At 35.8% G+C, this 22,735-nt stretch carries 25 protein-coding genes; all 25 read right to left on the reverse strand.

The window, feature by feature from the left end; all coding sequences use genetic code 11:
• Window positions 1-73 precede the first annotated feature (73 nt).
• On the reverse strand, window positions 74-1,339 hold the full coding sequence (gene tolB / locus CIG1485E_RS07355) for a Tol-Pal system protein TolB (RefSeq protein WP_038455054.1): 1,266 nt from the start codon (window positions 1,337-1,339) through the stop codon (window positions 74-76).
• A 12-nt stretch (window positions 1,340-1,351) separates the two neighbouring features.
• Window positions 1,352-2,164, reverse strand: a complete 813-nt coding sequence (locus CIG1485E_RS07360; protein ID WP_038455696.1) for a TonB C-terminal domain-containing protein — start codon at window positions 2,162-2,164, stop codon at window positions 1,352-1,354.
• Window positions 2,157-2,549: a biopolymer transporter ExbD gene (locus tag CIG1485E_RS07365; RefSeq protein WP_038455056.1), complete on the reverse strand. Its 393-nt coding sequence runs from the start codon at window positions 2,547-2,549 to the stop codon at window positions 2,157-2,159. The genes CIG1485E_RS07360 and CIG1485E_RS07365 overlap by 8 nt, the downstream gene beginning before the upstream one ends.
• Window positions 2,550-2,551: 2 nt before the next feature.
• The gene (locus CIG1485E_RS07370) at window positions 2,552-3,085 is read right to left on the reverse strand and encodes a MotA/TolQ/ExbB proton channel family protein (RefSeq protein ID WP_231723677.1); all 534 of its coding nucleotides are present in this window, start codon (window positions 3,083-3,085) and stop codon (window positions 2,552-2,554) included.
• Window positions 3,086-3,135: 50 nt separating this feature from the next.
• Complete coding sequence (atpC, locus tag CIG1485E_RS07375; RefSeq protein ID WP_038455060.1) at window positions 3,136-3,525, reverse strand: ATP synthase F1 subunit epsilon; 390 nt, start codon at window positions 3,523-3,525, stop codon at window positions 3,136-3,138.
• 17 nt (window positions 3,526-3,542) lie between these two features.
• Window positions 3,543-4,940 carry a F0F1 ATP synthase subunit beta gene (gene atpD / locus CIG1485E_RS07380; protein ID WP_038455062.1) on the reverse strand — a complete coding sequence of 466 codons (1,398 nt, stop codon included), beginning with the start codon at window positions 4,938-4,940 and terminating at the stop codon, window positions 3,543-3,545.
• A gap of 17 nt (window positions 4,941-4,957) precedes the next feature.
• The gene (atpG, locus tag CIG1485E_RS07385; protein ID WP_038455064.1) at window positions 4,958-5,845 is read right to left on the reverse strand and encodes an ATP synthase F1 subunit gamma; all 888 of its coding nucleotides are present in this window, start codon (window positions 5,843-5,845) and stop codon (window positions 4,958-4,960) included.
• 9 nt (window positions 5,846-5,854) lie between these two features.
• Window positions 5,855-7,372 carry a F0F1 ATP synthase subunit alpha gene (atpA, locus tag CIG1485E_RS07390; RefSeq protein WP_038455066.1) on the reverse strand — a complete coding sequence of 506 codons (1,518 nt, stop codon included), beginning with the start codon at window positions 7,370-7,372 and terminating at the stop codon, window positions 5,855-5,857.
• 14 nt (window positions 7,373-7,386) lie between these two features.
• Window positions 7,387-7,917, reverse strand: coding sequence for a F0F1 ATP synthase subunit delta (locus CIG1485E_RS07395; protein ID WP_038455068.1), 531 nt, complete (start codon window positions 7,915-7,917; stop codon window positions 7,387-7,389).
• The gene (locus CIG1485E_RS07400; protein ID WP_038455070.1) at window positions 7,917-8,429 is read right to left on the reverse strand and encodes a F0F1 ATP synthase subunit B; all 513 of its coding nucleotides are present in this window, start codon (window positions 8,427-8,429) and stop codon (window positions 7,917-7,919) included. Before CIG1485E_RS07400 ends, CIG1485E_RS07395 begins: the two co-directional genes overlap by 1 nt.
• Before the next feature lie 9 nt (window positions 8,430-8,438).
• The gene (locus CIG1485E_RS07405) at window positions 8,439-8,861 is read right to left on the reverse strand and encodes a FoF1 ATP synthase subunit B' (protein ID WP_038455072.1); all 423 of its coding nucleotides are present in this window, start codon (window positions 8,859-8,861) and stop codon (window positions 8,439-8,441) included.
• 71 nt (window positions 8,862-8,932) lie between these two features.
• Window positions 8,933-9,781, reverse strand: a complete 849-nt coding sequence (locus CIG1485E_RS07410; protein ID WP_038455074.1) for a ParB/RepB/Spo0J family partition protein — start codon at window positions 9,779-9,781, stop codon at window positions 8,933-8,935.
• A gap of 2 nt (window positions 9,782-9,783) precedes the next feature.
• The gene (locus CIG1485E_RS07415) at window positions 9,784-10,563 is read right to left on the reverse strand and encodes a ParA family protein (protein ID WP_038455076.1); all 780 of its coding nucleotides are present in this window, start codon (window positions 10,561-10,563) and stop codon (window positions 9,784-9,786) included.
• A complete protein-coding gene (locus CIG1485E_RS07420) occupies window positions 10,560-11,195 on the reverse strand; it encodes a biotin--[acetyl-CoA-carboxylase] ligase (protein WP_038455078.1) in 636 nt (211 codons plus the stop codon). Before CIG1485E_RS07420 ends, CIG1485E_RS07415 begins: the two co-directional genes overlap by 4 nt.
• On the reverse strand, window positions 11,176-12,084 hold the full coding sequence (gene fmt, locus CIG1485E_RS07425) for a methionyl-tRNA formyltransferase (RefSeq protein ID WP_038455080.1): 909 nt from the start codon (window positions 12,082-12,084) through the stop codon (window positions 11,176-11,178). The genes CIG1485E_RS07420 and fmt overlap by 20 nt, the downstream gene beginning before the upstream one ends.
• Entirely contained in the window at window positions 12,081-12,845 is a 765-nt protein-coding gene (gene proB / locus CIG1485E_RS07430; RefSeq protein WP_038455082.1) for a glutamate 5-kinase, read from the reverse strand. Before proB ends, fmt begins: the two co-directional genes overlap by 4 nt.
• A gap of 168 nt (window positions 12,846-13,013) precedes the next feature.
• Window positions 13,014-14,045 carry a GTPase ObgE gene (obgE, locus tag CIG1485E_RS07435; protein ID WP_038455084.1) on the reverse strand — a complete coding sequence of 344 codons (1,032 nt, stop codon included), beginning with the start codon at window positions 14,043-14,045 and terminating at the stop codon, window positions 13,014-13,016.
• A 90-nt stretch (window positions 14,046-14,135) separates the two neighbouring features.
• On the reverse strand, window positions 14,136-14,393 hold the full coding sequence (rpmA, locus tag CIG1485E_RS07440; protein ID WP_038455086.1) for a 50S ribosomal protein L27: 258 nt from the start codon (window positions 14,391-14,393) through the stop codon (window positions 14,136-14,138).
• A gap of 10 nt (window positions 14,394-14,403) precedes the next feature.
• Window positions 14,404-14,712 carry a 50S ribosomal protein L21 gene (gene rplU / locus CIG1485E_RS07445; RefSeq protein ID WP_038455088.1) on the reverse strand — a complete coding sequence of 103 codons (309 nt, stop codon included), beginning with the start codon at window positions 14,710-14,712 and terminating at the stop codon, window positions 14,404-14,406.
• 207 nt (window positions 14,713-14,919) lie between these two features.
• Window positions 14,920-15,954 (reverse strand): cytochrome-c peroxidase, encoded by a 1,035-nt coding sequence (locus CIG1485E_RS07450; protein WP_038455090.1) that lies wholly within the window; start codon window positions 15,952-15,954, stop codon window positions 14,920-14,922.
• A 472-nt stretch (window positions 15,955-16,426) separates the two neighbouring features.
• On the reverse strand, window positions 16,427-16,981 hold the full coding sequence (gene fdh3B, locus CIG1485E_RS07455; RefSeq protein ID WP_038455092.1) for a formate dehydrogenase FDH3 subunit beta: 555 nt from the start codon (window positions 16,979-16,981) through the stop codon (window positions 16,427-16,429).
• Between the two features lie 15 nt (window positions 16,982-16,996).
• On the reverse strand, window positions 16,997-19,954 hold the full coding sequence (locus CIG1485E_RS07460; protein WP_081867151.1) for a formate dehydrogenase subunit alpha: 2,958 nt from the start codon (window positions 19,952-19,954) through the stop codon (window positions 16,997-16,999).
• Between the two features lie 11 nt (window positions 19,955-19,965).
• Entirely contained in the window at window positions 19,966-20,172 is a 207-nt protein-coding gene (locus CIG1485E_RS07470; protein ID WP_081867152.1) for a twin-arginine translocation signal domain-containing protein, read from the reverse strand.
• A gap of 131 nt (window positions 20,173-20,303) precedes the next feature.
• Entirely contained in the window at window positions 20,304-20,981 is a 678-nt protein-coding gene (locus CIG1485E_RS07475) for a molecular chaperone TorD family protein (protein WP_038455099.1), read from the reverse strand.
• A complete protein-coding gene (locus CIG1485E_RS07480; protein ID WP_038455101.1) occupies window positions 20,974-22,644 on the reverse strand; it encodes a 4Fe-4S dicluster domain-containing protein in 1,671 nt (556 codons plus the stop codon). Before CIG1485E_RS07480 ends, CIG1485E_RS07475 begins: the two co-directional genes overlap by 8 nt.
• Window positions 22,645-22,735 lie beyond the last annotated feature (91 nt).

A 22,735-nucleotide genomic window follows, 5' to 3' on the forward strand; every position in this document is an offset into this window, starting at 1 on the left:
TTAAATAAAAATTTGTCGCAATTATATCATATTTTATAATTTTTGCATCACAAAAAAAATATTTTTTTAAAATTTACCAATCTATAGATTGTAATTTACCAATTCTTAAAGGAAATTGAAAACTTTTATTTTCATTTACCCTTATTATACCAACAGCACTTTCGTTGCCAGAATTCTTGATAAATACGATACTACCGCCATCGCTTGAAAATCTAGGATACGTATTTACACCACTTCCAGTAAGCTGTCTTATATAATCACTTTTTGTGGATATAAGATACAAATTAAATGTTTTTGTGCCATATTCATTTGAGCTTTCACGACTTGAGTAAACTACATAATTTTGGTAAGTTGTAACTGAGTTGTTATTTTTGCCGTGAAAAACCATTTGCTCGACAACTCCGCCATTTACACTAGTTGTAAATACATTTGGGTAGCCCATTCTATCACTTACAAATACAATTTTTGTATCATTTTCTACGAAATTTCCATTTACATCTATGCCTTTGAAATTTGTAATTCTAGTTTTTCTATTTGTTCTTAAATCATACAAAAATATATCACTTTGGTCATCTGGTGCCATAGTAAGAAGCAGTTTGCTACCATCTTTGCTCACATCAGATGCGACTATCATACCTGAACTTGTTGTGATTTTTGTTTTTTGACCAGTTCTTAGATCATATCTAAAGAGTGTTGGAACTGATTTGATATATGAAGTGTAATAAAATGCACTTTGGTCTTTGTTTGCCCATTTTGGGAAGATGTTTAGGCCACCACTTAAAATAACTTTTTGGTATGTCAAAGTATAATCAGCCACTATGATATTGCTTTTGCCTGGAGATGTATATTGAGAAATTATAATAGATTTATCCATCCAATCAATCGGTGATAAATTTAGATTTCTTGCTATATCAGCAACGCTAGTGTGAGCCAAAAATGGGTATTTTGCAAGCTCTGATTGAGTGAAAGCACCCTCATATCTAGTTGTTCCATTTTTTGCATTTATAAGCTTAACTTTTAGAGCTAAGCCGCTACCTTGATTTGTTATAGCATATCGCAAGATAAGTTCTGGATTTTTGCTATTTGCTAAATTTGTCTTATAATCGCCATCATAAGTGCTAGTATAATAATCCTCTATAACCTCAAAAGAAGAGCCGACCTTCAAATCCCCAATCATAATCTTAAAAAATTTATTTTTAAGACCAGCGTTTGAAAAATTTGTTGTAGCATCTTGAACCAAAATCCTTGGTAAAACTACGCCACGATTCACAACTTCAATAGTCGCATCAGCAGCGCTCAGGCCTATACAAAAAGCCACCAATAACAATAACTTTCTCATTTTTTCTCCGTATTAATCAATTTTATCTATAAGCATTGTAGAAATGGTTTTCGCGCTTCCATCTGGAGGAGCTGGAAAATCCACATCTTTTAAATTTTCTAAGAAGTCTTTTACTTTATTATTAAATTCACTGTTCAAAGATTTTTCGTCGATATTGTAACTAAGTTTTCCAAATTTATCTATAATAAAAGTTACTTTTGCTTTATCATTTGTATCTGCTTTATATCTGACCCATCTTTGTTGTATGATTTCTGTGATATCACCAAAATATTTATTGTATTCACCAGTCATTCCAGCTTTTGGTGCTTTTGCGGTTATGTCTTTTTGAAGTGCATTAAATATATCGCTTGCACTTTTTGTAGAACTAGTCTTTGCATCGCTTTTTTTATTGCTTTGAACTGCAGCTGGTTTAGATTTTTCTGGTTGTTTTATTGGTTTTACTTCACTAAAAAGATTACTCAAATTTACACTTGGTTTTTCTTCAACTACTTTTTTGACAGGCTCTTCTTTTGGTTGTGGCTCCTTAGGAGCTGAGTCTTTGTTTGTAGTTTTGGATTTATCCTCTGTTGGCTGATCTTTTTCTTCAAGCTTTGCTTCTACTTTTTTCTCTGCTTGTTTTGGAGCAACTACAGTATCAGCAACCTCTGTTTGAACTATAAAAACATCCATAAAAGCGTCTTTTTGGTTTGTATATTTTTTCGGCTCTTCTCTTGTATAAATCTTAAAAAAAAGAATAAAAATAACAAGCATATATAAAACAATAGCAACAATAAAAGAGTTAAATGTCTGATATTTAACTCCGATTTGTGTAGATTTTTTAGCCATTTGTTTCAAGTGCGACTTTAGTAAAACCAGCGTTTTTCATGCTTTTAAGAACAAACATAACATCATCATACAAAAGTCTTTTATCAGCTTTTATATACACAGGTGAGTTTTTATCATATCTTTGCGAGATAAGCACTAAGTTATCAGCTAGTTCAGATAACTTCATATTACTTTGGTCTATATAGACGGTTCTTTGGGCGTCTATCCTAACTGTTAAAGTCTTTAAATTTTGCGATACTACCTTTGTTTTAGAACCATCTGGAAGAGTTATTTGCTCTTCATAAATGATTGCTGGAGTTGTAACCATAAGTATGGCAAGCAACACAAGCATAATATCGACAAGTGGAGTTATATTTAACTCCGGAGTTTCATCAAGATTGATCATTATTAGTTATTGTCTTCTTTAAGACTTAATAAAACATTAGCTTCTCTTCTTATGAGAGATAAAACTTCATAAGCTTTTCTTTTTATAAGAAGGTTAAAACTATATGCAGGAATCGCAACAAATATACCACATCCTGTAGCAACAAGTGCTTCAGAAATTGCAGGAGCTATAACGCTAAGTGAGCTACTTCCACCACCAGCTCCAAGTCCTGAAAACGTCTCTAATATGCTAACAACTGTTCCAAAAAGCCCTATAAATGGAGATGTTGATGCTATTATAGAAAGTGCTGTTAAACCACTAGTGGCATTTGCTTCAGCTAAACTTATACAGACCTCAAAACGCTCTTTTGTAGGATTGTCGGTAGCACATTTTTTCAAACTAGAATCCACGCTTACTGCTTTTGCACCCATAAGTATAGACTCTAGTGCAGCTTGCTCACGTTTTTTCCATGAATTTAAACCAGTATATCTTGAAAATAATACTGTAAAACTAATAATAAAGTATAGAGACAACCAAGTTAAAACTATGATTGTCACTACACTACTTTTAGATAAATAATTTAGAAAAAGGTCTAAAAAACCTAACACTATTTTGCCCTTGCAGCATTTTCTATGCGTGATAAAGCAGTAGCAAATATTCCATTTCTATCGCTCATACTACTCACAAGCTCTTTTGCTTTTTCTATGGATTGTGCTAATTCACTTTCTGTATTACCAGATACATAAACAGCACCGTCAGCCAAAACAACGATTTTATTTTCGTCTATTTTAGCATATCCCCAGTCAATAGCAACAGCATCATGAGTACCGTCAACATTTTCTATATCAACAACGCCAACTCTCAAAAGCGAAACAAGCGAGGCGTGCCCAGGAAGCACACCAAATTCACCTTCGCTGCCAGGAAGTACTACCATTTTGGTATCATTTGAAAATATAAGTCCCTCAGGAGTTACTATTTCTAAATGTATTGTGTTCATATCGCTTCCTTTTTGGCTTATGCCTTCATCTTCTCAGCTTTAGCGATCGCCTCATCAATATTTCCTACCATATAGAACGCATTTTCTGGTAGATGATCATATTTACCTTCTAAGATACCTTTAAAGCCAGCAATAGTCTCTTCAAGGCTTACATATTTACCAGGACTTCCTGTAAATACTTCAGCAACGAAGAATGGTTGAGATAGATATTTTTCTATCTTTCTAGCTCTATCAACTGTAAGTTTATCCTCTTCACTAAGCTCATCCATACCAAGAATCGCGATGATATCTTGCAAATCTTTATATTTTTGAAGTACGGCTTGGACTCCACGAGCTATTCTATAGTGCTCTTCACCAAGAATTTGGGGGTCAAGCATTCTTGAAGTAGAATCTAGTGGATCAACTGCTGGATAAATACCTTTTTCAGCAATAGAACGGTTAAGAACTGTTGTAGCATCAAGGTGAGCGAAAACTGTCGCAGGCGCTGGGTCAGTAAGGTCATCAGCTGGAACATAAACAGCTTGAACTGATGTAATAGAGCCTTTTTTAGTTGAAGTAATTCTCTCTTGAAGTTTACCCATTTCACTAGCTAGTGTTGGTTGATAACCAACCGCACTTGGAATACGACCAAGAAGAGCTGACATTTCTGAACCTGATTGAGAGAAACGGAAGATGTTATCAATAAACATAAGAACATCTAGTCCCATCTCATCACGGAAATATTCAGCCATTGTAAGACCAGTAAGAGCAATACGGTTTCTTGCCCCTGGTGGTTCACTCATTTGTCCGTAGCATAGAGCAACTTTATCCAAAACGCCAGATTCTTTCATCTCGTTATAAAGGTCATTACCCTCTCTTGTTCTTTCACCAACACCAGCAAATACTGAGTAACCGCTGTGTTTGAATGCAACATTGTGGATAAGCTCCATGATGATAACTGTTTTACCAACGCCAGCACCACCAAATAGTCCGACTTTACCACCTTTTGCATAAGGAGCAAGTAAATCAACTACTTTAATACCAGTTTCAAATATTTCACTTTTTGTACTTTGCTCTTCAAAAGCTGGTGGATCTCTATGGATAGACCATTTTTTATCAAATGACTCTTCAGAGCCTTCATCTATCAAATCTCCAACAACGTTGAAAATTCTACCAAGAACTTTTTCGCCAACTGGAACACTAATAGAAGTACCAAGAGCTGTAGCCTCTAAACCTCTTGTAAGACCTTCACTCATATCCATAGCAATTGTTCTTACACGATTATCGCCAAGGTGAGCAGCAGTTTCAAGAATAAGTTTATTTGTCTTGCCTTCAACTGTAAAATTTACTTCAATAGCTTCGTTAATCTTAGGCAAGTAGTCTTTGAAATCAACATCAACTACAGGACCTATAACTTGGCTAATAATACCTTTCATTATCACTCCTTATAAAATTACTTCATACTCTCGACACCGCTTATAATCTCTATAAGTTCTGTCGTAATGCTTTCTTGTCTTGCTTTATTGTAAGCAAGTTGTAACTCTTTAACTCTAGCTTTTGCATTGTTTGTTGCATTATCCATAGCTTGCATTCTTGAGCTGTGTTCAGCTGCTAAAGAATCAACTAAAGCATAATACATACTATATTCAAAATACTTTTTCATAAGCTCATCAAGTATTTTTTCGTCATTTTCTGGCTCTATTTCGATAAGAGAGCTAGAAATGCCGACATTATCGATAGATGGAACATCAACAGGAACAATATCATTTACTCTTATTTCTTGAGAAATCATATTTTTATAACCATTGTGAACCAATATAACTTTGTCAGTTGCTCCAGATACAAAATCATTTATAGCATCGCTAATGACTTGTTGTGCTTTTTCATAAGTTGGAGCCGAGCTAACGCCTCTGTAGCTTTCTAGTATTTCTATACCTTGAAAGTTAAAAAACTCAATACCTTTTTTACCAACTGCTCTTAATCTAACTTTGATTTTTTTAGATTTATACTCTTCTATCATATTTCTTATAGTTTTGATAGTAGAGATGTTAAATCCGCCACAAAGTCCCTTATCAGCAGTAACAAAAATGATATCCACTTTTGAAACAGGAGCTTCTAAATCAAAAAATTTGCTATCTTTGCCAACTATTTTGAATTGGTTGATTTTATAAGCTATTTCGCTTATCACCTCATTTATCTTAAGAGCGTAAACACGAGAGTGACGAGCTGCTTCTTCTGCTTTTTTAAGTTTAGCAGTAGAAACAAGCTTCATCGCTTTTGTTGTTTTTTGCGTGTTTTGAACGCTCTTAATCTTCCTTTTTATATCTTTTAAATTTGACATATCTTAGCCTTATTCAGCGCTAAATGTTGCTTTAAATTCATTTAATGCTTTAATTAACATTTCCTCGATATCTTTATCAAGCGCTTTTTTAGTTCTAATTTGTTCAAAAATTTCTGGATATCTTGCTTCTATATATGGATATAGCTCAGCTTCAAATTTAGTCACAGCATTTACTGGAACATCATCAAGATATCCTTTGCTTCCTGCAAAAATTATAATAACTTGGTTTTCAACTGGAAGTGGGCTATATGGAGGTTGTTTAAGAACTTCAACCATTCTTTGACCACGCTCTAGTTGTTTTCTACTGCTCTCATCAAGATCACTTGCGAATTGTGCGAACGCTTGAAGTTCACGGTATTGAGCAAGGTCTAGTCTTAGCGTACCAGAAACTTTCTTGATAGCTTTGATTTGAGCTGAACCACCAACACGGCTTACTGAAAGACCAACGTTGATCGCTGGACGAATACCTGAGTTGAAAAGATCACTCTCTAAGAATATTTGACCATCAGTAATAGAAATAACGTTTGTTGGGATATAAGCTGAAACGTCGCCTGCTTGAGTCTCGATAATAGGCAATGCTGTAAGGCTTCCTGCTCCAAGTTTATCACTTAGTTTACTAGCTCTTTCAAGCAGTCTTGAATGTAGGTAGAAAACGTCGCCTGGATAAGCTTCACGACCTGGTGGTCTTCTTAGGATAAGTGACATTTCACGGTAAGCAACTGCGTGTTTACTCAAATCATCATAAATGATAAGTGCGTGGCGTGAGTTATCACGGAAATATTCACCCATAGTAACACCAGCATATGGAGCTAGGTATTGAAGAGCTGCAGCGTCACTTGCACTTGCATTTACTACAATTGTATAATCCATAGCACCGTATTCTTCAAGTTTTTTAACAACTTGAGCTACTGTTGATTGTTTTTGACCGATAGCGACATAGATACAAACTACATCTTGACCTTTTTGGTTGATTATAGTATCTATCGCAACTGTAGTTTTACCAGTTTGGCGGTCACCGATGATAAGCTCTCTTTGACCTCTACCGATTGGAACAAGACCATCAATAGCTTTGATACCGGTTTGCAATGGCTCATGAACTGATTTTCTAGCCATGATACCTTTTGCTTTTTCTTCAATAAATCTAGTTTCAGTAGCTTCGATAGCGCCTTTTGCATCGATTGGCTCACCAAGAGCGTTTACAACGCGACCTATCAAAGCATCGCCAACTGGAACACGAAGAAGTTTGCCAAGTCTTTTTACGCTTGAACCTTCTTTGATTTGGCTTGATTTACCAAGAACAACGATACCAACGCTGCTTTCTTCAAGGTTTAAAGCCATGCCTTTTTCGCCGCTTTCAAATTCAACCATTTCGCCAGCCATGACATTTTTTAGTCCATAAACATTTGCAACACCATCAGCGACTGATATTACTTTACCAGTTTCTTCTACATCAACGCTTAAATCGTAGTTTTCAATGCGTTCTTTGATGATACTGCTAATCTCGTCAGCTTTTAATTTTACACTCACGCTTTTACTCCTTATTAAATTGCTTTTAAAATATATTCGCTCATTTGAGCTTTAAGTCTATCTATAGAGAAACTAACCTCTACTCCTAAATCATCTAACTCTATTTTTATTCCATTGTAATCGTTTTTAATCTTTTCAAAATCTATTTTTGATCCAAATTTAGAAGAGAATTTTTCTTCCAACTGAGCTTGTTGATTTTGATTTAATTCAAAGCTACCAGATATTAAGCCCGTAAAAGCATTATCTCTGATTGATTTTTGATATGAGAATTCTTTTGAAATTTCTGGTATTAAAGCAAGTCTTTTATTGTCTCCTAATAAAGATATAAAACTGCGAATTTTATCAGAACCATTATCTAATAAAGAATATACAAAATTTGCCTTTTTAGCTCCATCTATATCTGGAGAATCAAGTATAACTTTAAGTTTTTCTATCTTAAAAGCCGATGCAAGAGTCACTAAAGCACTCTCTACTCTATCAAATTCATCAGAATTTAGACTAGCGATTAGAGCTTTTACATATTTTTTAGCTACTACTTCTTTCATTAACTAACCTTTTTTAGTACTAAATTTACAAACTCATTTTGATCAATCTTAAGAGTATCACCAGCAAATACCTCTTCTAAGACTTCATTTACAACGCTTCTAACAATCTTTCTCTCTTCAAAAGATTTTTGCTCTTCAAAAGATTTTTCTAAAAGATTTAGCTCGTTTTGAGCTTCAGCATTTATTTTAGCTACCAAATGCTCAGCCTCTTTTTTTGCAGTTTGTATAAGCTCATTAGCGTTTGATTTTGCTTCTTCTACTTTTCTTAGAGCATCTTCTCTTTGAGCTTTAGAAGCACGAAGTTTATCTTGGATAGACTCTAGTCTTGCTGAGATTGAGTTTATTCTGCCTTTGTAAGCATTTTTTACAGGTTCTGCTATAAGATAGTACAAAATACCAGCAAAAATAACAAAGTTGATGGTTCTAGCAACTATGTCATAATCAGGCTCACCAGCTGGAGTAGATGCGAACATAAAAGCAGGAACTAATAGCAATGATAAATATTTTTTCATTTTAATCCCTTACATTCTTGATAGTTTAGCACTAAGGCTGCTTTTAAACTCTGGAAGTTTTTCTAAAAGCATACTTTTTAGCTCAGCCTTTTTGCCTGCTAACTCTTTTGCAAAAAGCTCATAATCGGATTCTAAAGCATCTTTTTTTGCTTGAACTTTTTTAGCAGCCTCTTCTTTAGCCAAGCTTGAAGCTGCTTGCTTTATAGAATTTGCTTCATTTCTTGCCTCAAGTATTATTTTATCAACTTCTGCTTTGCACGCTCCAACGTCGCTAGCATTTTTACTTGCGCTCTCTTCATCTTGTTTTATTGATGTATTTCTGTCATCAATAAATTTTAAAAGAGGCTTGTACAACATAGAATTTAGAACAAAAATCAGTCCTAAAAAAATCACAACCGTAACTAAAAGCAACGGTAGATCAATTTGTAACATTAAATCTCCTTAATAATTTCGTCAACAAATGCAATATTAGGTGAGTATTTTACAATATTAAATACTAAAATTTACTGAATTTTTTCAATTATTTTTATCAATGTACTAATTTCTTCAGTATTCTTTATATTTAATATAATCTTTTTGCCATTTATTTGGCAATCTAAACCAATATTTTTTATTTTATCTTTTAGCAAATTTAAACCATCACTGTAATCTTGTTCGGCTTTTGAAATGTTGGCTGGTTTTTGATCTTTGCTCTTTAGTCTTTTTACCAAATTTTCAGTATCACGCACATTTAGTCTTTGACCGACTATGGTATCGACGATCATTTTTTCATCATTTTTTTCAAGACCGACAATGATTTTAGCGTGACCTTGAGTTATTTTGCCATCTTCAATTAGCTTTTTTGTGCTTTCATCTAAATTTAGCAAACGAAGCGTGTTTGTGATCTGTGTTCTACTTTTTTTGATGATATTTGCTAGGGCTTCTTGAGTTATTTTGTACTCATCAATAAGCTCTTTATATGAGTTTGCAAGCTCGATTGGGCTTAGGTTTTCTCTTTGGATATTTTCGATTAGCGCAAGTTCGCGTAAATTTTGATCTTCTAAATTTGCAACTATTGCCTTTATGCTATCTCTTCCAAGAAGTTTTGTAGCCCTAAATCTACGCTCGCCAGCTATCAAAGTATATCCGCCATTTGAGCTTTTAACGACGATGATAGGTTGGATAAGTCCGTGTTTTTCTATACTAGCAGATAGCTCATTTAGAGCTTCTTCATCAAAGTGCTTTCTTGGTTGGTATGGATTTGGAGTTATTTTTGAAATTTCTATATCTGCTATAAGGTCTTTGTTTAACTCTTTATCATAAGCATTTTCCACATCTTCAAGTATCGCGCTGAGTCCTCTTCCTAGTGCCATTTTTACCCCATTATCGAATAAGCTAAATTCTGATACGCCACACTACCGCTTGATTTTATGTCATATAAAATAACTGGTTTTCCAAAGCTTGGACTTTCAGCTAGTTTGACATTTCTTGGTATGATGACAAATCCTTCATCTGAATTTGCTTTAAAAAGCTTGTTTTCAAAGTGTTTTTTGAGATCAGCGACGGTTTCTTTTGATAAGTTGTTTTGCGCACTATACATTGTAGGCAAAAAGCCTTTAATGGTTAGTTTTGGGTTTATTGATTTTTTTATAACCTTTATAGTATTTAAAATTTGTGCCAAACCTTCCATCGCATAAAACTCACACTGAATCGGTATAATAACGCTATCGCTAGCACTAAGTGCATTTATAGTAAGACTTCCAAGAGCTGGTGGACTATCGATAATCAAAAAATCATAATCATCTCTAAGCTCGGCTATTTTATTTTTCAAAATTGCTTTATAATCTTTATTTTGTTCGTTAAACTCTTGCTCGATTCCTACTAGACCGATATTTGATGGTGCTAGATGAAGAGTTGATATCTCAGTTTTTAGTATGATTTCACTAAGTTTTTTTCTACCAGTTAGTACGTGATAGATGTTAAACTCATAATCACTTCGGCTAAATCCCAAACCAGTTGTCGCATTGGCTTGTGGATCTATATCTACTAGAAGGACTTTTTTTTCAGCTACTGCTAAAGAAGCAGCCAAATTTACAGCAGTCGTTGTTTTTCCTACGCCACCTTTTTGGTTGGCAATGGTTATAACTTCACTCATCTTAAAGAATATACCTTTTTATTATTTATCATTATCGAGCCGTCCTCTAGCAAAATAGCGTCTTTAAGACTTACTGGCTCTCCACCAATATGAGCATCAAATACCTTGGATTTGTCAAATTCTATCAAATATTTGCTAAAAATTTGCTTCCACGAAAAGCCTAAATTTAAATACTGAATAAATCCATTTACAATATTTTGTGGTGAAGTTTCGATATCTAGGACGTTTGCAAAGCTCGGAGAGTTTTTTAAATTTATCCCAATTCCGCAAATATATACATTTTTTATTTTAGTTGTTATCACTCCACCGATTTTTTTGTCACCTAAATAAAAATCATTCGGCCATTTGAGCCAAAGCTTGGAGCCACAGCTCTTTAAATATTCGCTCATCAAAGCCGCAAAATATATGCTAGCTGAAGCTGGTTTTAGGTCACTTGGCAATGAATTTTCATCAACGCAAAAGCTAAAATACAGATTCCCCTCTTTGCTTTCCCACTCATTTCCACGACTTCCAACGCCGTTTGTTTGGACTTTTGCAACTAGTGCAAATGGTGGATTTATCGCTCCGCTTCTCACAGCGCCGATAAGCTCATCTTGCGTTGAAACGCAACTCTCAACAAAACTTACTACCAACGCTTAGCCTTTTTCCATTTATATAATCTTTTGCTTTTAGCTCTTTTTTGCCCGGCTCTTGAATGGATTTGATTTTGATAGATTTTTTAGCACAAGCCACGACAAATCCATCATCGCTGATAGCTAAAATCTCTCCAGCGTTTCCATTTAAATTTGATATTTCTAAAGAAGTGATTTTCGTGCCATTAGCTAAAAACACTCCAGGCCAAGGATAAAAAGCTCTAAATTTAGTCCAAATTTCATCCCCGCTTAGCTCAAAGTTTATAAGCCCGTTTTCTTTTTTGATTTTGCCACATTTTGAGCTTAGAGCATTAAACTGCGAAACTCCATTGATTTCATCAAATTTATCCAAAGTTTTTATGGTTAGCTCTGCTGCCATTTTAGAAAGCTCATCAAAAAGCTGCGAAACACAAAACCCACTAATATCCAAAACGCTAAAGCCCAGCATATCGCCATCATCGAGTCCCACGCCCATTCTCATGGCAGTTACTCCACTAAATTTTTCATTTTTTAAAATGGCTTCTTGAATCGGACTAGCACCTCTAAATTTAGGCAAGATTGAAGCGTGTAAATTTATACAAGGCGCAATCTCTAAAATATTTTTAGGCAAAATCTGACCATAAGCTGCAACCACGATAAAATCAGGTTTAAGTGAGCAAATTTGAGTATAAACTTCATCATTTTTTAAATTTAACGGCTGAAAAATTGGAGTTTTGTAGCCGTTTTCAAGCATAAATTTTTTCACATCGGGTGGGGTTAAAACCATTTTTCTGCCAACTGGTTTGTCTGGCTGAGTAAAAACTCCTACGACTTCATAATTAGATCTAAAAAGCCTTTTAAGTATGGTAGTTGCGTAATCAGGCGTCCCCATAAAAACGATTTTTTTCACTTTTTACCTTTAAAAATCGTACCGCCAATTTGGTTGTCATTTAACAAAAACTCTCTAGCCACGCTAAGATCAAATCCACTAGCTAAAAACATATCTTTGCCGTTTTGCATCAAAAACGCGGCAGCTTGGAGCTTCGTCGTGATGCCACCAGTTCCATGTGAGCTGCCTACTTCACTTCTGTTTTCTTGCTCTTCTTGGCTGAGTTCATGGACGACTGGGCGGATTTTTGCGTTCTTATTAGTGCGTGGATCGCTGTCATAATATCCATCAATATCGCTTAAAATCACTAGCAAATCAGCATCGAAATAAAACGCGACCGAGCTTGAGAGTCTGTCATTATCGCCATATAAAATTTCGCTGATCGCCACTGCGTCGTTTTCATTTATGATAGGGATTATTTTATTTGCTAAAAGCCCATTGACGACATTTAGCGCATGATTTGTCTTTTTTCTTGAGTCAAAATCCGCAGCAGATAAAAGTAATTGCGCTGCTTTTTTGTCCCATTTTGCAAGCGTTCGGCTGTAGATTTCCATCAAATACGGCTGACCTATGGCTGAGAGGATTTGCTTGTTTATGACTGTAGTTCTTGGCAAATCGAGCTTAGTCTGACCAGTGCTGATAGCCCCAGAGCTTACCAAAATCACTTCAAATTTATCGCTTAAATCACTTAAAAATTCGCACAGCCCTGCAACTCGTTTTTCACTGATAGTGTGGTCGTCGCTGATGACGTGAGAGCCGACTTTGATGACGATTCGTTTCATTTGTAATTTTACCTTAAATTTAGAGATAAGTTGGTAATTATACTATTTTGCTACTTAAATTTAAGAGGTTTTGTTTTATTAAAATTCCAAATATATATAATGCATTCAGTGCATAATATTGGATAATTTTTGAATACACATGATAAATTAGCCCAATTTTGGGCTAATTTACTCACCTTTTATAATCTCCAAAAGTCCAAATTTTAACTCTTTTAGATTTTCATTTGTTACGCTTGATATTGGCATGACAAAAAATGGTTTTGTATGGTCGTATTCATAGATTTTTTGTTTGGTTTCCAAGCCAAATTCAGCCAAAAACTCTTCTATTTTTTGCTCGGCGTCACTGCTAGCATCAAGCCTTGTTAAGGCAATAGCAAAGTCACGTTTAGCTAAATTTGGAGAGAATTTTTCCACTTCGCTTTTGAGCGTTTCAAACTGCTCTTTAAGCGAGCGATAATTTGCCAAATCTATCATATAAAGCAAAACTTTTGTTCGCTCAATGTGCTTTAAAAACTTAATTCCAAGCCCTCTACCGTCGCTAGCACCTTCGATAATGCCAGGAATATCTGCCATGATAAATCCGCTAAACTGATCGACTTCGACAAGACCTAGCTTTGGGGTAAGTGTGGTAAATTCATAGTTTGCGATCTGAGGTTTAGCATTTGAGATAGCTGAAATCAAAGTTGATTTGCCGACATTTGGAAATCCAACAAGTCCTACATCAGCGATAAGTTTTAGCTCAAGACGGATATTTTTGCTCTCACCTGGAAGTCCTGGTTGGGCTTTGGTTGGAGCTTGATTTACGCTGGTTTTGAAGTGAACATTGCCAAGACCACCTTTTCCGCCACTCAAAAATAGCTCTTTTTGTCCCTCACTAGTCATATCCAAGAGAAGCTCATTTGTATCAGCGTCATAAACAGCAGTTCCAGGAGGAACGATGAGCTCTAGATTGTCGCCTTTGCGTCCAGTCATGTTGCGTGGAAGTCCAGGCACGCCGTTAGCGGCTTTCATGGCTCTTTTGCCTTTATAATTGGCTAAAGTATGTGTGTTATTATCTACGATGAAATAAACATCGCCACCATTTCCACCATCGCCACCGTCTGGCCCACCAAGTGGAACGTGTTTTTCACGGCGAAAACTAGCACATCCAGGACCGCCTTTTCCACTACTTACACTAAAACTTGCGCTATCTACGAACATCTGTTTTCCTTAATACTTTGGAGAATTATAATAAAATTTTGATTAAATTTAAATAGAAGAGGAGAAGCCCTAAGAGTAGGGCTATAAAAATTAAGCTGCTGGATAAACAGAAACTTTCTTTCTGTCTTTGTCTTTTCTTTCGAATTTTACAAATCCATCAACAAGTGCGAATATAGTATGGTCTTTGCCCATGCCTACATTGTTACCTGGATGTGTTGCAGTTCCTCTTTGGCGGATAATGATATTTCCAGCTCTTACAAACTCACCACCGAATTTTTTAACACCTAAGCGGCGACCTATACTATCACGGTTATTTTGGGTTGAACCTTGACCTTTTTTGTGTGCCATTCTTTACTCCTTAGGCTTTTATACTTGCAACTTTAACGCGAGTGTATTGTCTTCTAAAACCGCGTTTTAATTTTGAGTCTTTACGTCTGCGTTTTTTGTAGATAACAACTTTTTTGTCTTTACCTTCGCAAACTACTTCTAAGACGACTTTTGCACCCTCAACAAATGGTGCACCTACCTTTAAACTGCCGTTATTTACTGCTAAAACTTCAGTAACTTCGACACTTGCTTTTGCTTCAGCGTCAAAATGGTCTAAATTTAGGAAGTCGCCCTCGCTAACTTTATACTGTTTTCCGCCGTGTTTGATAATCGCGTACATCAAACTATCCTTTATAAATTTGGTAGACCAACAAGCATTTCTAAATTTAAAATAGAGAAAATTTTGGGAGCTTATTTGGCTATGAAACGTGGATTATACTCAAATTTGCATAAATTTAAGTTGAAATTATATATAAGATTGTTAATAAATTTGAATTTTGAATATAAAAACTATGAGAAAAACTCTCCGTAAAGGAGAGTTTGAGAATTATAGTTCTGGTTTTGGAGTAGCTGAAGTACTTCTTGGGAACATTGGGTAAGTAACTTTTGGCATTGTACCAGTTAGTGAGTTCAAGAAAGTTACGATGCTTGCAGCTTCTGCGTCACTTATCTCGATACCAAGTTGAACGCTACCCATAGTTTTAACTGCTTCTTCAAGTGACCATATAGCACCATTGTGGAAGTATGGAGCAGTTTCAGTTACGTTTCTTAGAGTTGGAGTTTTAACCATTCCATTTGCATCACCTTTGAAATCTCCGATGTTTGCGAATTGGTATTTTCCAGCAACTTCAAATGCTTGCATAGTACCACCAAGATTTACACCAGTATGGCAGCTTACACAGCCTTTGTCTATGAATAATTTTAAACCAGCTTTTTCAGCTTTGTTTAGAGCTTTTGTATCACCTTTTAGGAATTTATCAAATTTCGATGGAGTAAGAAGTGTTCTTTCAAATGCTGCGATTGAGTCAGCTATGTTGTCGAATGTAACACCTTCGTTGCCATAAACTTTTTTGAACTCTGCAACATACTCTGGCAAAGAAGCGATTCTTTCAACAGCTAGTTTAGCTGGAGTTGCCATTTCTGGTTCAGCTTCGATTGGTCCTTTTGCTTGATCAACTAAAGTCATAGCACGGCCATCCCAGAATTGTGTTGTATTTAATACTGAGTTATAAACTGTTGGTGAGTTTAGGTGATGTGGGTTAGCAGTCCATTTGTGACCAACTGCAGCAGCTACACCGTCAGTACCGCCAAGACCTAGGTTGTGGCAAGTATTACAGCTGATGATACCGCTTTTTGAAAGACGTGGCTCAAAATAAAGTTTTTTACCAAGTTCAGCTTTAGCTTCAGTATAAACGTTTGGTTTAACACCAATTTCTTTAAGCATTGCATCAACTTGTTTTTGGTCGCTTGGAAGTGCTATTAGGCCTGAATTTTTTGCCTCTTTTAATAAATCAGCATCGCTTACAGCAAACATTGAGCTTGCAAGTAAAACAGAACCTAAAAATAGTACAGAACTTTTCATCATTTCTCCTTCGGTGATAAAATATAAGTGAAATGATATACTAATTAAAATTAAATTTAAATAAATTTTATTGTTAATAAAATATTATTAACAACTATATTTTTAATCTTTGTGTGACATTATAACAATATCTTATAGTCATTAGGAGAGTATTTATCCCTTTATTACTATTTTACGAACTCAGATTTTTTATAAAAAAAATAATATAAATTTTTTTTATAAAAATACTTAAAGGAAATTTCTTTTAATTTTGTTATATTTTTATGAAAATTTTAATAAATCTGATAAACGCTTGCCATAATAAACAAGAAAATAAAGCTAATAAGTAAGCGAATTTAGATGTTTTGAAATTTTCATATTTGATTTTTGCTAAGTTTTTTAACTTTTTTAAATAGATTATTTACCAAATTTACAAAGAATATTATGAATTAAATTTAGCCCTCAAAACGAGGGCTAAAGGATTAAACAGTGGTTAAAAACCTGTGTTTTTTATCATTACTCTTTTACGATATACGTTTGACACTTCAGCAGCATCTCCGACTAAAAGAGCATTTGTCGCACAAACAGCCGCACACATAGGCACTTTGCCCTCAGCTATGCGGTTTTGACCGTATAAGTGGCGTTCAGATTCGCTATTTGTCTCTTCTGGACCGCCTGCACACATAGTACATTTATCCATCTCGCCTTTGATACCAAAAGCTCCGTCTCTTGGGAACTGAGGCGCACCAAACGGACAAGCGTACAAGCAATATCCACATCCTATGCACTTGTTTTTGTCATGTAAAACAATGCCGTCTTCTCTGATGTAGAAGCATTTAACAGGGCAAACTTGAGCGCAAGGCGCGTCGGTGCAGTGTTGGCAAGCTATCGTACTTGATACTTCTTTGCCCTCCACACCGTCATTTAGCGTGATGACCTTACGGCGATTTATACCTACTGGAACCTCATGCGCTGAGCTACAAGCAACTTGACAAGCAAAACAGCTTATACATCTGTTTTTATCTACATAAAATTTCATTCTAGCCATTACTTATCTCCTTGCTTATTTCTCATCAAAGAATGATGTTTTAAACATACTTTGGTCCTCGCATCTTTCTATACGACAAAGTCCAGCATTGAACTCAGAAATCTGAGTAACGATGTCAAATCCATAGTTTGTGACGGTGTTTGAACTCTCACCTATAGTGTATGGTTTTGTACCTTCTGGATATCTTGCACTTATATCGATGCCTTGCATAACGCCCGCAAAGTTGTATGGCAAGCAAAGTCTATCTGGTGTAACGCTGTTTGAATGGATACATTTGACTTTGATCTTTGTGCCTTGAGGAGCGTGTATCCACATCATCTCACCATCTTGTATGCCGTGTTTTAGAGCAAGCTCTGGATTTACATGAGCGAACATATCTGGCGTGATATGAGCTAGATATTTACTTGTTCGCTCAAGCATTCCTGCACCACTTAAATTTACCAAACGCATAGAACTCATGATAATAGGGAATTCCTTGCTCCAATCTTTTGCGTTTTGCTCAGTTTTATACTTAGTTGCGACACGGAAATTCTTAGCTTGATCATCAAATGTAGGGTATTTTTCTACTAGATCTTGACGTGGAGAATGGATAGGTTCTCTGTGTTTTGGATACTGATCGACAAACTCCCATACAATCGCTCTTGCTCTTGCATTTCCACAAGGGCTAACGCCTGCTTCTTCGCATTTTTTAAGGATAATTCCACTGTAATCCATGCTCCAGCTATCGCCCATTTGAGCTTTTTCTTCAGCGCTAAGTGTGATACCAAGGACTTTTTCTATATTGGCTTTTGTGATTTGTGGGTAGCCACCTTTTACTTTTGATCCTGCTATCGTAATGCTCTCATCAGCTAACTGACTAACACCATTATGCTCAAGACCAAAACGATTTCTAAAGCCCATACCGCCTTTCCAAACTGGTTTTGTGATATCATACATTATCGGTGTGCCTGGGTGATTTTTGTTCCAGCAAGGCCATGGAAGACCATAATACTCACCAGCAACTGGGCTGCCTGGTTTTCCCATTAATGTATCTGGATCAAAATTTTGCCAGTTTTCTTGATGCTTTCTAAGGCGATCTGCTGTTCTACCGACGTTTCCGATGCTTTGAGTTGTTCTTGCTATCTCATTTGTAGCATCATCTGGCCAAGTGAAGCTATCTTTTACTTTAACTATCTCACCGCCACGAGCTTCCATCATCATACCCTTGACATACTCATCATAAAAGCCAAATTTCTTAGCAAATTCCATCATTATTTCATGATCTTGTTTTGCTTCATAAATTGGAGGTATGACTTGAGTTCTCCACTGCGCTGAACGGTTTGTCGCACTTACGTAGCCTTCACTTTCAAACTGAGTAGAGGCTGGAAGTATGTAAATTCCATCTTTTCTATCGCTTAAAACCGCTACTTCATTGACAAAAGGCTCAACTACAACAAGCATATCTAGCTTGTCTATCGCCTCTTGAATTTTAGTAAGTTGGCTCATAGATGTTATACCAGTTCCTTGTACCCAAAGAACTCTTAAATTTCCACTTGAAAATGTATTTTCTTCTTTTAAGACACCTTGCCACCATTTTGAAAGTGAATAACCCTTTTCATTTCTCCAGTTTCTATCTTCTGGATTTTTTGGATCGTGATAGAAATATTGTTTAAATTTAGTACCTTTTACATCTTCGCCAAGCTTGTCTCTAGGCTCTTTTACACTTGTTGCGAAACGTTTTACAAACTCGTCGTAATCTTGCCCCCAACCCTTACAAAAATGTTTCCAAGCTCCGTCACTCAAACCATAATATCCAGGAAGTGAGTCTGCAAGGTTATTCATATCTGTTGCACCTTGGACATTGTCGTGACCACGAATGATGTTACATCCACCACCTGCTTTGCCGACATTTCCTAAAACAAGTTGCAATAATGCCCAAATTCTTGTATTTGAGCTACCTACTGAGTGCTGAGTAACGCCCAAAGCCCAAGCCAAGGTCGCTGGTTTAGCAGTAGCAAATACACGAGTTACTTCTTGTAATAAATCTGCTGGAACGCCAGTTACATCTGCTGTTTCTTCAGGAGTCCATTTTGCTGCTTCAGCTTTTAGAGTTTCTACTGAATAAGCACGGTTTTTGATCATCTCTTTATCTTCCCAACCATTTTTGAAGATAAGATGAAGCATACCATAAGCCAAAGCTATATCTGTTCCTGGTCTTAAACGAACGAAATAGTCTGCTTTTGCAGCTGATTTTGTATAAACTGGATCTACGACTATAAGTTTACAATTATTTCTATCTTTTGCTTGAAGCATGTGTTTAAATCCGATTGGATTTGCAACTGCTGAGTTCGCACCTACTAGAAATATTGCTTTTGAATTTGATGTCACGTCACCGAAGTGATTTGTCATTGCGCCATAACCCCAAGTATTGGCCACACCGGCCACTGTTGCGCTATGTCAAATACGTGCTACGTGATCTATATTATTAGTACCCCAAAAGGCTGCGAATTTTCTAAAATAAAATGCTTGTTCGTTGCTAAATTTAGCTGATCCAAGGAACTCAACTGAGTCTGGTCCATCTTCTTTTCTGATTTCAAGCATTTTGTCGCCGATCTCATTGATAGCTGTTTCCCAGCTGATTCTTTCCCATTTTCCATTTACTTTTTTCATTGGAAATTTGATGCGTTGTTTTGATTTTGTAAGATCGATTTGATCTATACCTTTACAGCAGTGGCTTCCTTGAGATATCGGATTATCTATCGCCATATCTTGTCTTAGCCAAACGCCGTCTTTAACCTCAGCTTCTATACCACAACCTGCCGAACAAATAGAACAAACTGTTCTAACTTTTTTTGAGCCAGGGAATGGGTTTTTTATCTCTTCATTTGTAGCAGTTCTTAAGGTATCATTTTCCTTGCCAAATGCCATAGTGCTTCCAGCACCAAGAGCAGCTAGCTTCAAAAATGAACGTCTGCCGATGTGAGCTTCACTCATTTTTGCCCTTTCTAATACGCTATTTTATAGTATTTATTCCAAGCTTCACTTTTATAGTAAAGCACCTCTTTTTTCTTGCTTTTGCCGCTGACTACGCCATTAGCATCTTGCTCGCTGTAAGTTTTGCTACTAGCTAAAGCATTTGTCGCTACAACGCCAGCACCAGCAATAGCGCCGACTTGCAATGCTTTTTTAAGGAATTCTCTACGATTTTCCACAGTCGATCCTTTCATAAAGTAATTTATATTTTACTTTTGTTTACGCTTTATTTTACTTTAAATCAAATCAAGACTTCATAACAACTTTTAGTTAATAATATATTTTTATTTTACCTTAAAAATATATTAAATTATATTTTTGTGAATTCATCCCAATTTATCTTGCTTTTTTGTGTTGGCATTTTTGTTTGATATGGTTTTTTATTTAGAGAAATTTCAGCCATACTTTGCTCAAAAACTGGAGCTTTTAGCCCTAAAACTGAGCGTTCTAAAGCTATAAAATTTGCAAATATATTTATATATGCTTTGAAAAACACAGCCTTTTTATGCTCGCTCATCATCTTTATAAACTCATCACAAAAGTCATTTATCAGACTCTCAAAAAGCTCTCTTGAAAGTGCCAAATCCTCTTTTAAAAGTGTAGACATAAGCTTAAATATAAAACCTAAATAATCCTCACTAACCTTACAATTTTGAGAATCTCTTCTAAATTTGGTTCTTTTTAAGATTTCTATAACCTTAAGGCGTTTTTCTCCATCATCCCTACCCTCAGCGTAAAAACTAGCCGTGAGCGGAACATTGATGTAGCTTAAATCAAACAAAACAGCGTTTTGCTCCTCTTTAAATTTCGCAAAATCAAAGCTCAAAATCGTCTCAAAATCAGCAATATTTGAGCTATCAACTGGGCTTGTTGATAGATATTTTACCTGCTCTATAAATTTATCAAAGTTCGCACTATCTTCATCATAAAACAAAGGATATGCCAAAAACTCGTAATAATAACTTCTTGCAATATCTAAATCACTCATCAAAATCTCCATTTTCAATTTGTTTTTTCAGCATCAATTTGGCCTTGCACTCACCACAACAATAAAGCGTTTTGAGCTTGTCTGGGTCGCTTGCAAAGCTCGCTTCTAGCAGTGTGGCGATCTTTTTTACAGATTTTACAGTAGCAAACTCTTTGCCGCATTCCACGCATTTAAAAAGCTCATCTTGAGCTAATGTTTGATACTCAAAATAGCTCTTTTTAAGCTCCATGCCATCTCTTATGACCTTGATAGTTTCACTCTCAGCACAGCTCGTTTCACAGTATCCACAAGTAGTGCAAAGTGAGGCGTTAAATTTAATAGAATTATCACTTTTATCAGCGTATAATGCCCCCACGTTACAAGCTCCCACGCATGATAGACAAAGCGTGCAACTATCAGTATTTATCTCGACTTTTCCATATCTTACAAGCTCCCCACAACCAGTCTTGCCATAATCTTCATCTTTTATCATATTTAAGAGATATTTTGCGAAAATTTCACGTTTTTTTAGATTATAAAAGTTTATTTCTTGCTTGCTTGCTTCTATAAAACCGGCTAAATTTAAAGCTTCATTTAGTGAGCTTAAATCATTTGCTTTATATACTGATTTTGTTTGGTATATTTTTTCATAAATTTCATTTACTAAATTTAGCGCCTCATTAAGTGGTGGCATAAATTCTTTACCATACAAAACTACGCTAGCCCCACTCGTGCAAACTAGCTCCATTAGATGTTCGTGACTTAAGAAATTTAGCGATTTTACAAAAAGCGGCAAGACATTTGGCTTCAAATTTACATCCAAACTTTCAAGCTCCACGCTATCATCAACGACTAAGATTATGCTATCTTTATACAGCTCCAAAACCTCGCCAAACGCCCTTCTTGGTATAAAATTAAAGTCCAGCGATCCACTTGGACATACGCTCACACAGGCTCCGCATGATACGCAGTCGATGTGTGAAAAGACAAGCTCTTTTGTCTCGTCGTTTTTCATGATAGCTACAGTCGGGCAGACATCCACGCACTTAGCACAGTGCAATGTTCTCCTGCCTTTGTACTGACAGATATTTGCGTCATAGTCAATAACTCGCTTGTAGTTATAAACTGGACTTACACTATTTACTAAGCTTAAAATCTCATCGCTAGCCAAATTTGCCGCCTCAAAGCAGCCACTTTGCCTAAGCATATAATCTTTTGCATTTTTAACAAGCAAAATGCTAAAATCTATCTCAAATTCATCATTATCTCTTAGCACTACAGCCAATAATTCGCCTATCTCACCGTAGATAAATTTAATCTCATTATGGCTTAGTTTGATGACTTTAAATCCATTTTGGGCTAGCAAGCTCACAGCCTCGCTCTCATCATTATCACTCACAAACAAAATATTTTTGCCGATTTCCTTAGCCAAATCCACGTCCATACTCAGATCAAATCCACTTGCTCTAGCCTCATAAATCTTAAGAGTGTTTTTTGACTTTACAAGGGCGTTTTCAGTGCTATTTTTAAGATAAAAATTTATCTCTTTCGCATAAATTTCAGCATTTAGCTTTGGAGAATTTGACACCAAATATCTATCATTTGTGGCTAAATTTAAACTCTCAATGCTATCGTCTAAAGGTATTTCATCACTGTTTTCATTCAAAAATGCAAACTCACGCATCACTTTCCTTAATTATCGAAATGTAACCTATTTTACATTTATTTATATTAATTATAACTGACGATTTTATACTAATCTTTCTATGAAAAGG

It is taken from the genome of Campylobacter iguaniorum, from assembly GCF_000736415.1.
Classification (GTDB): domain Bacteria; phylum Campylobacterota; class Campylobacteria; order Campylobacterales; family Campylobacteraceae; genus Campylobacter; species Campylobacter iguaniorum.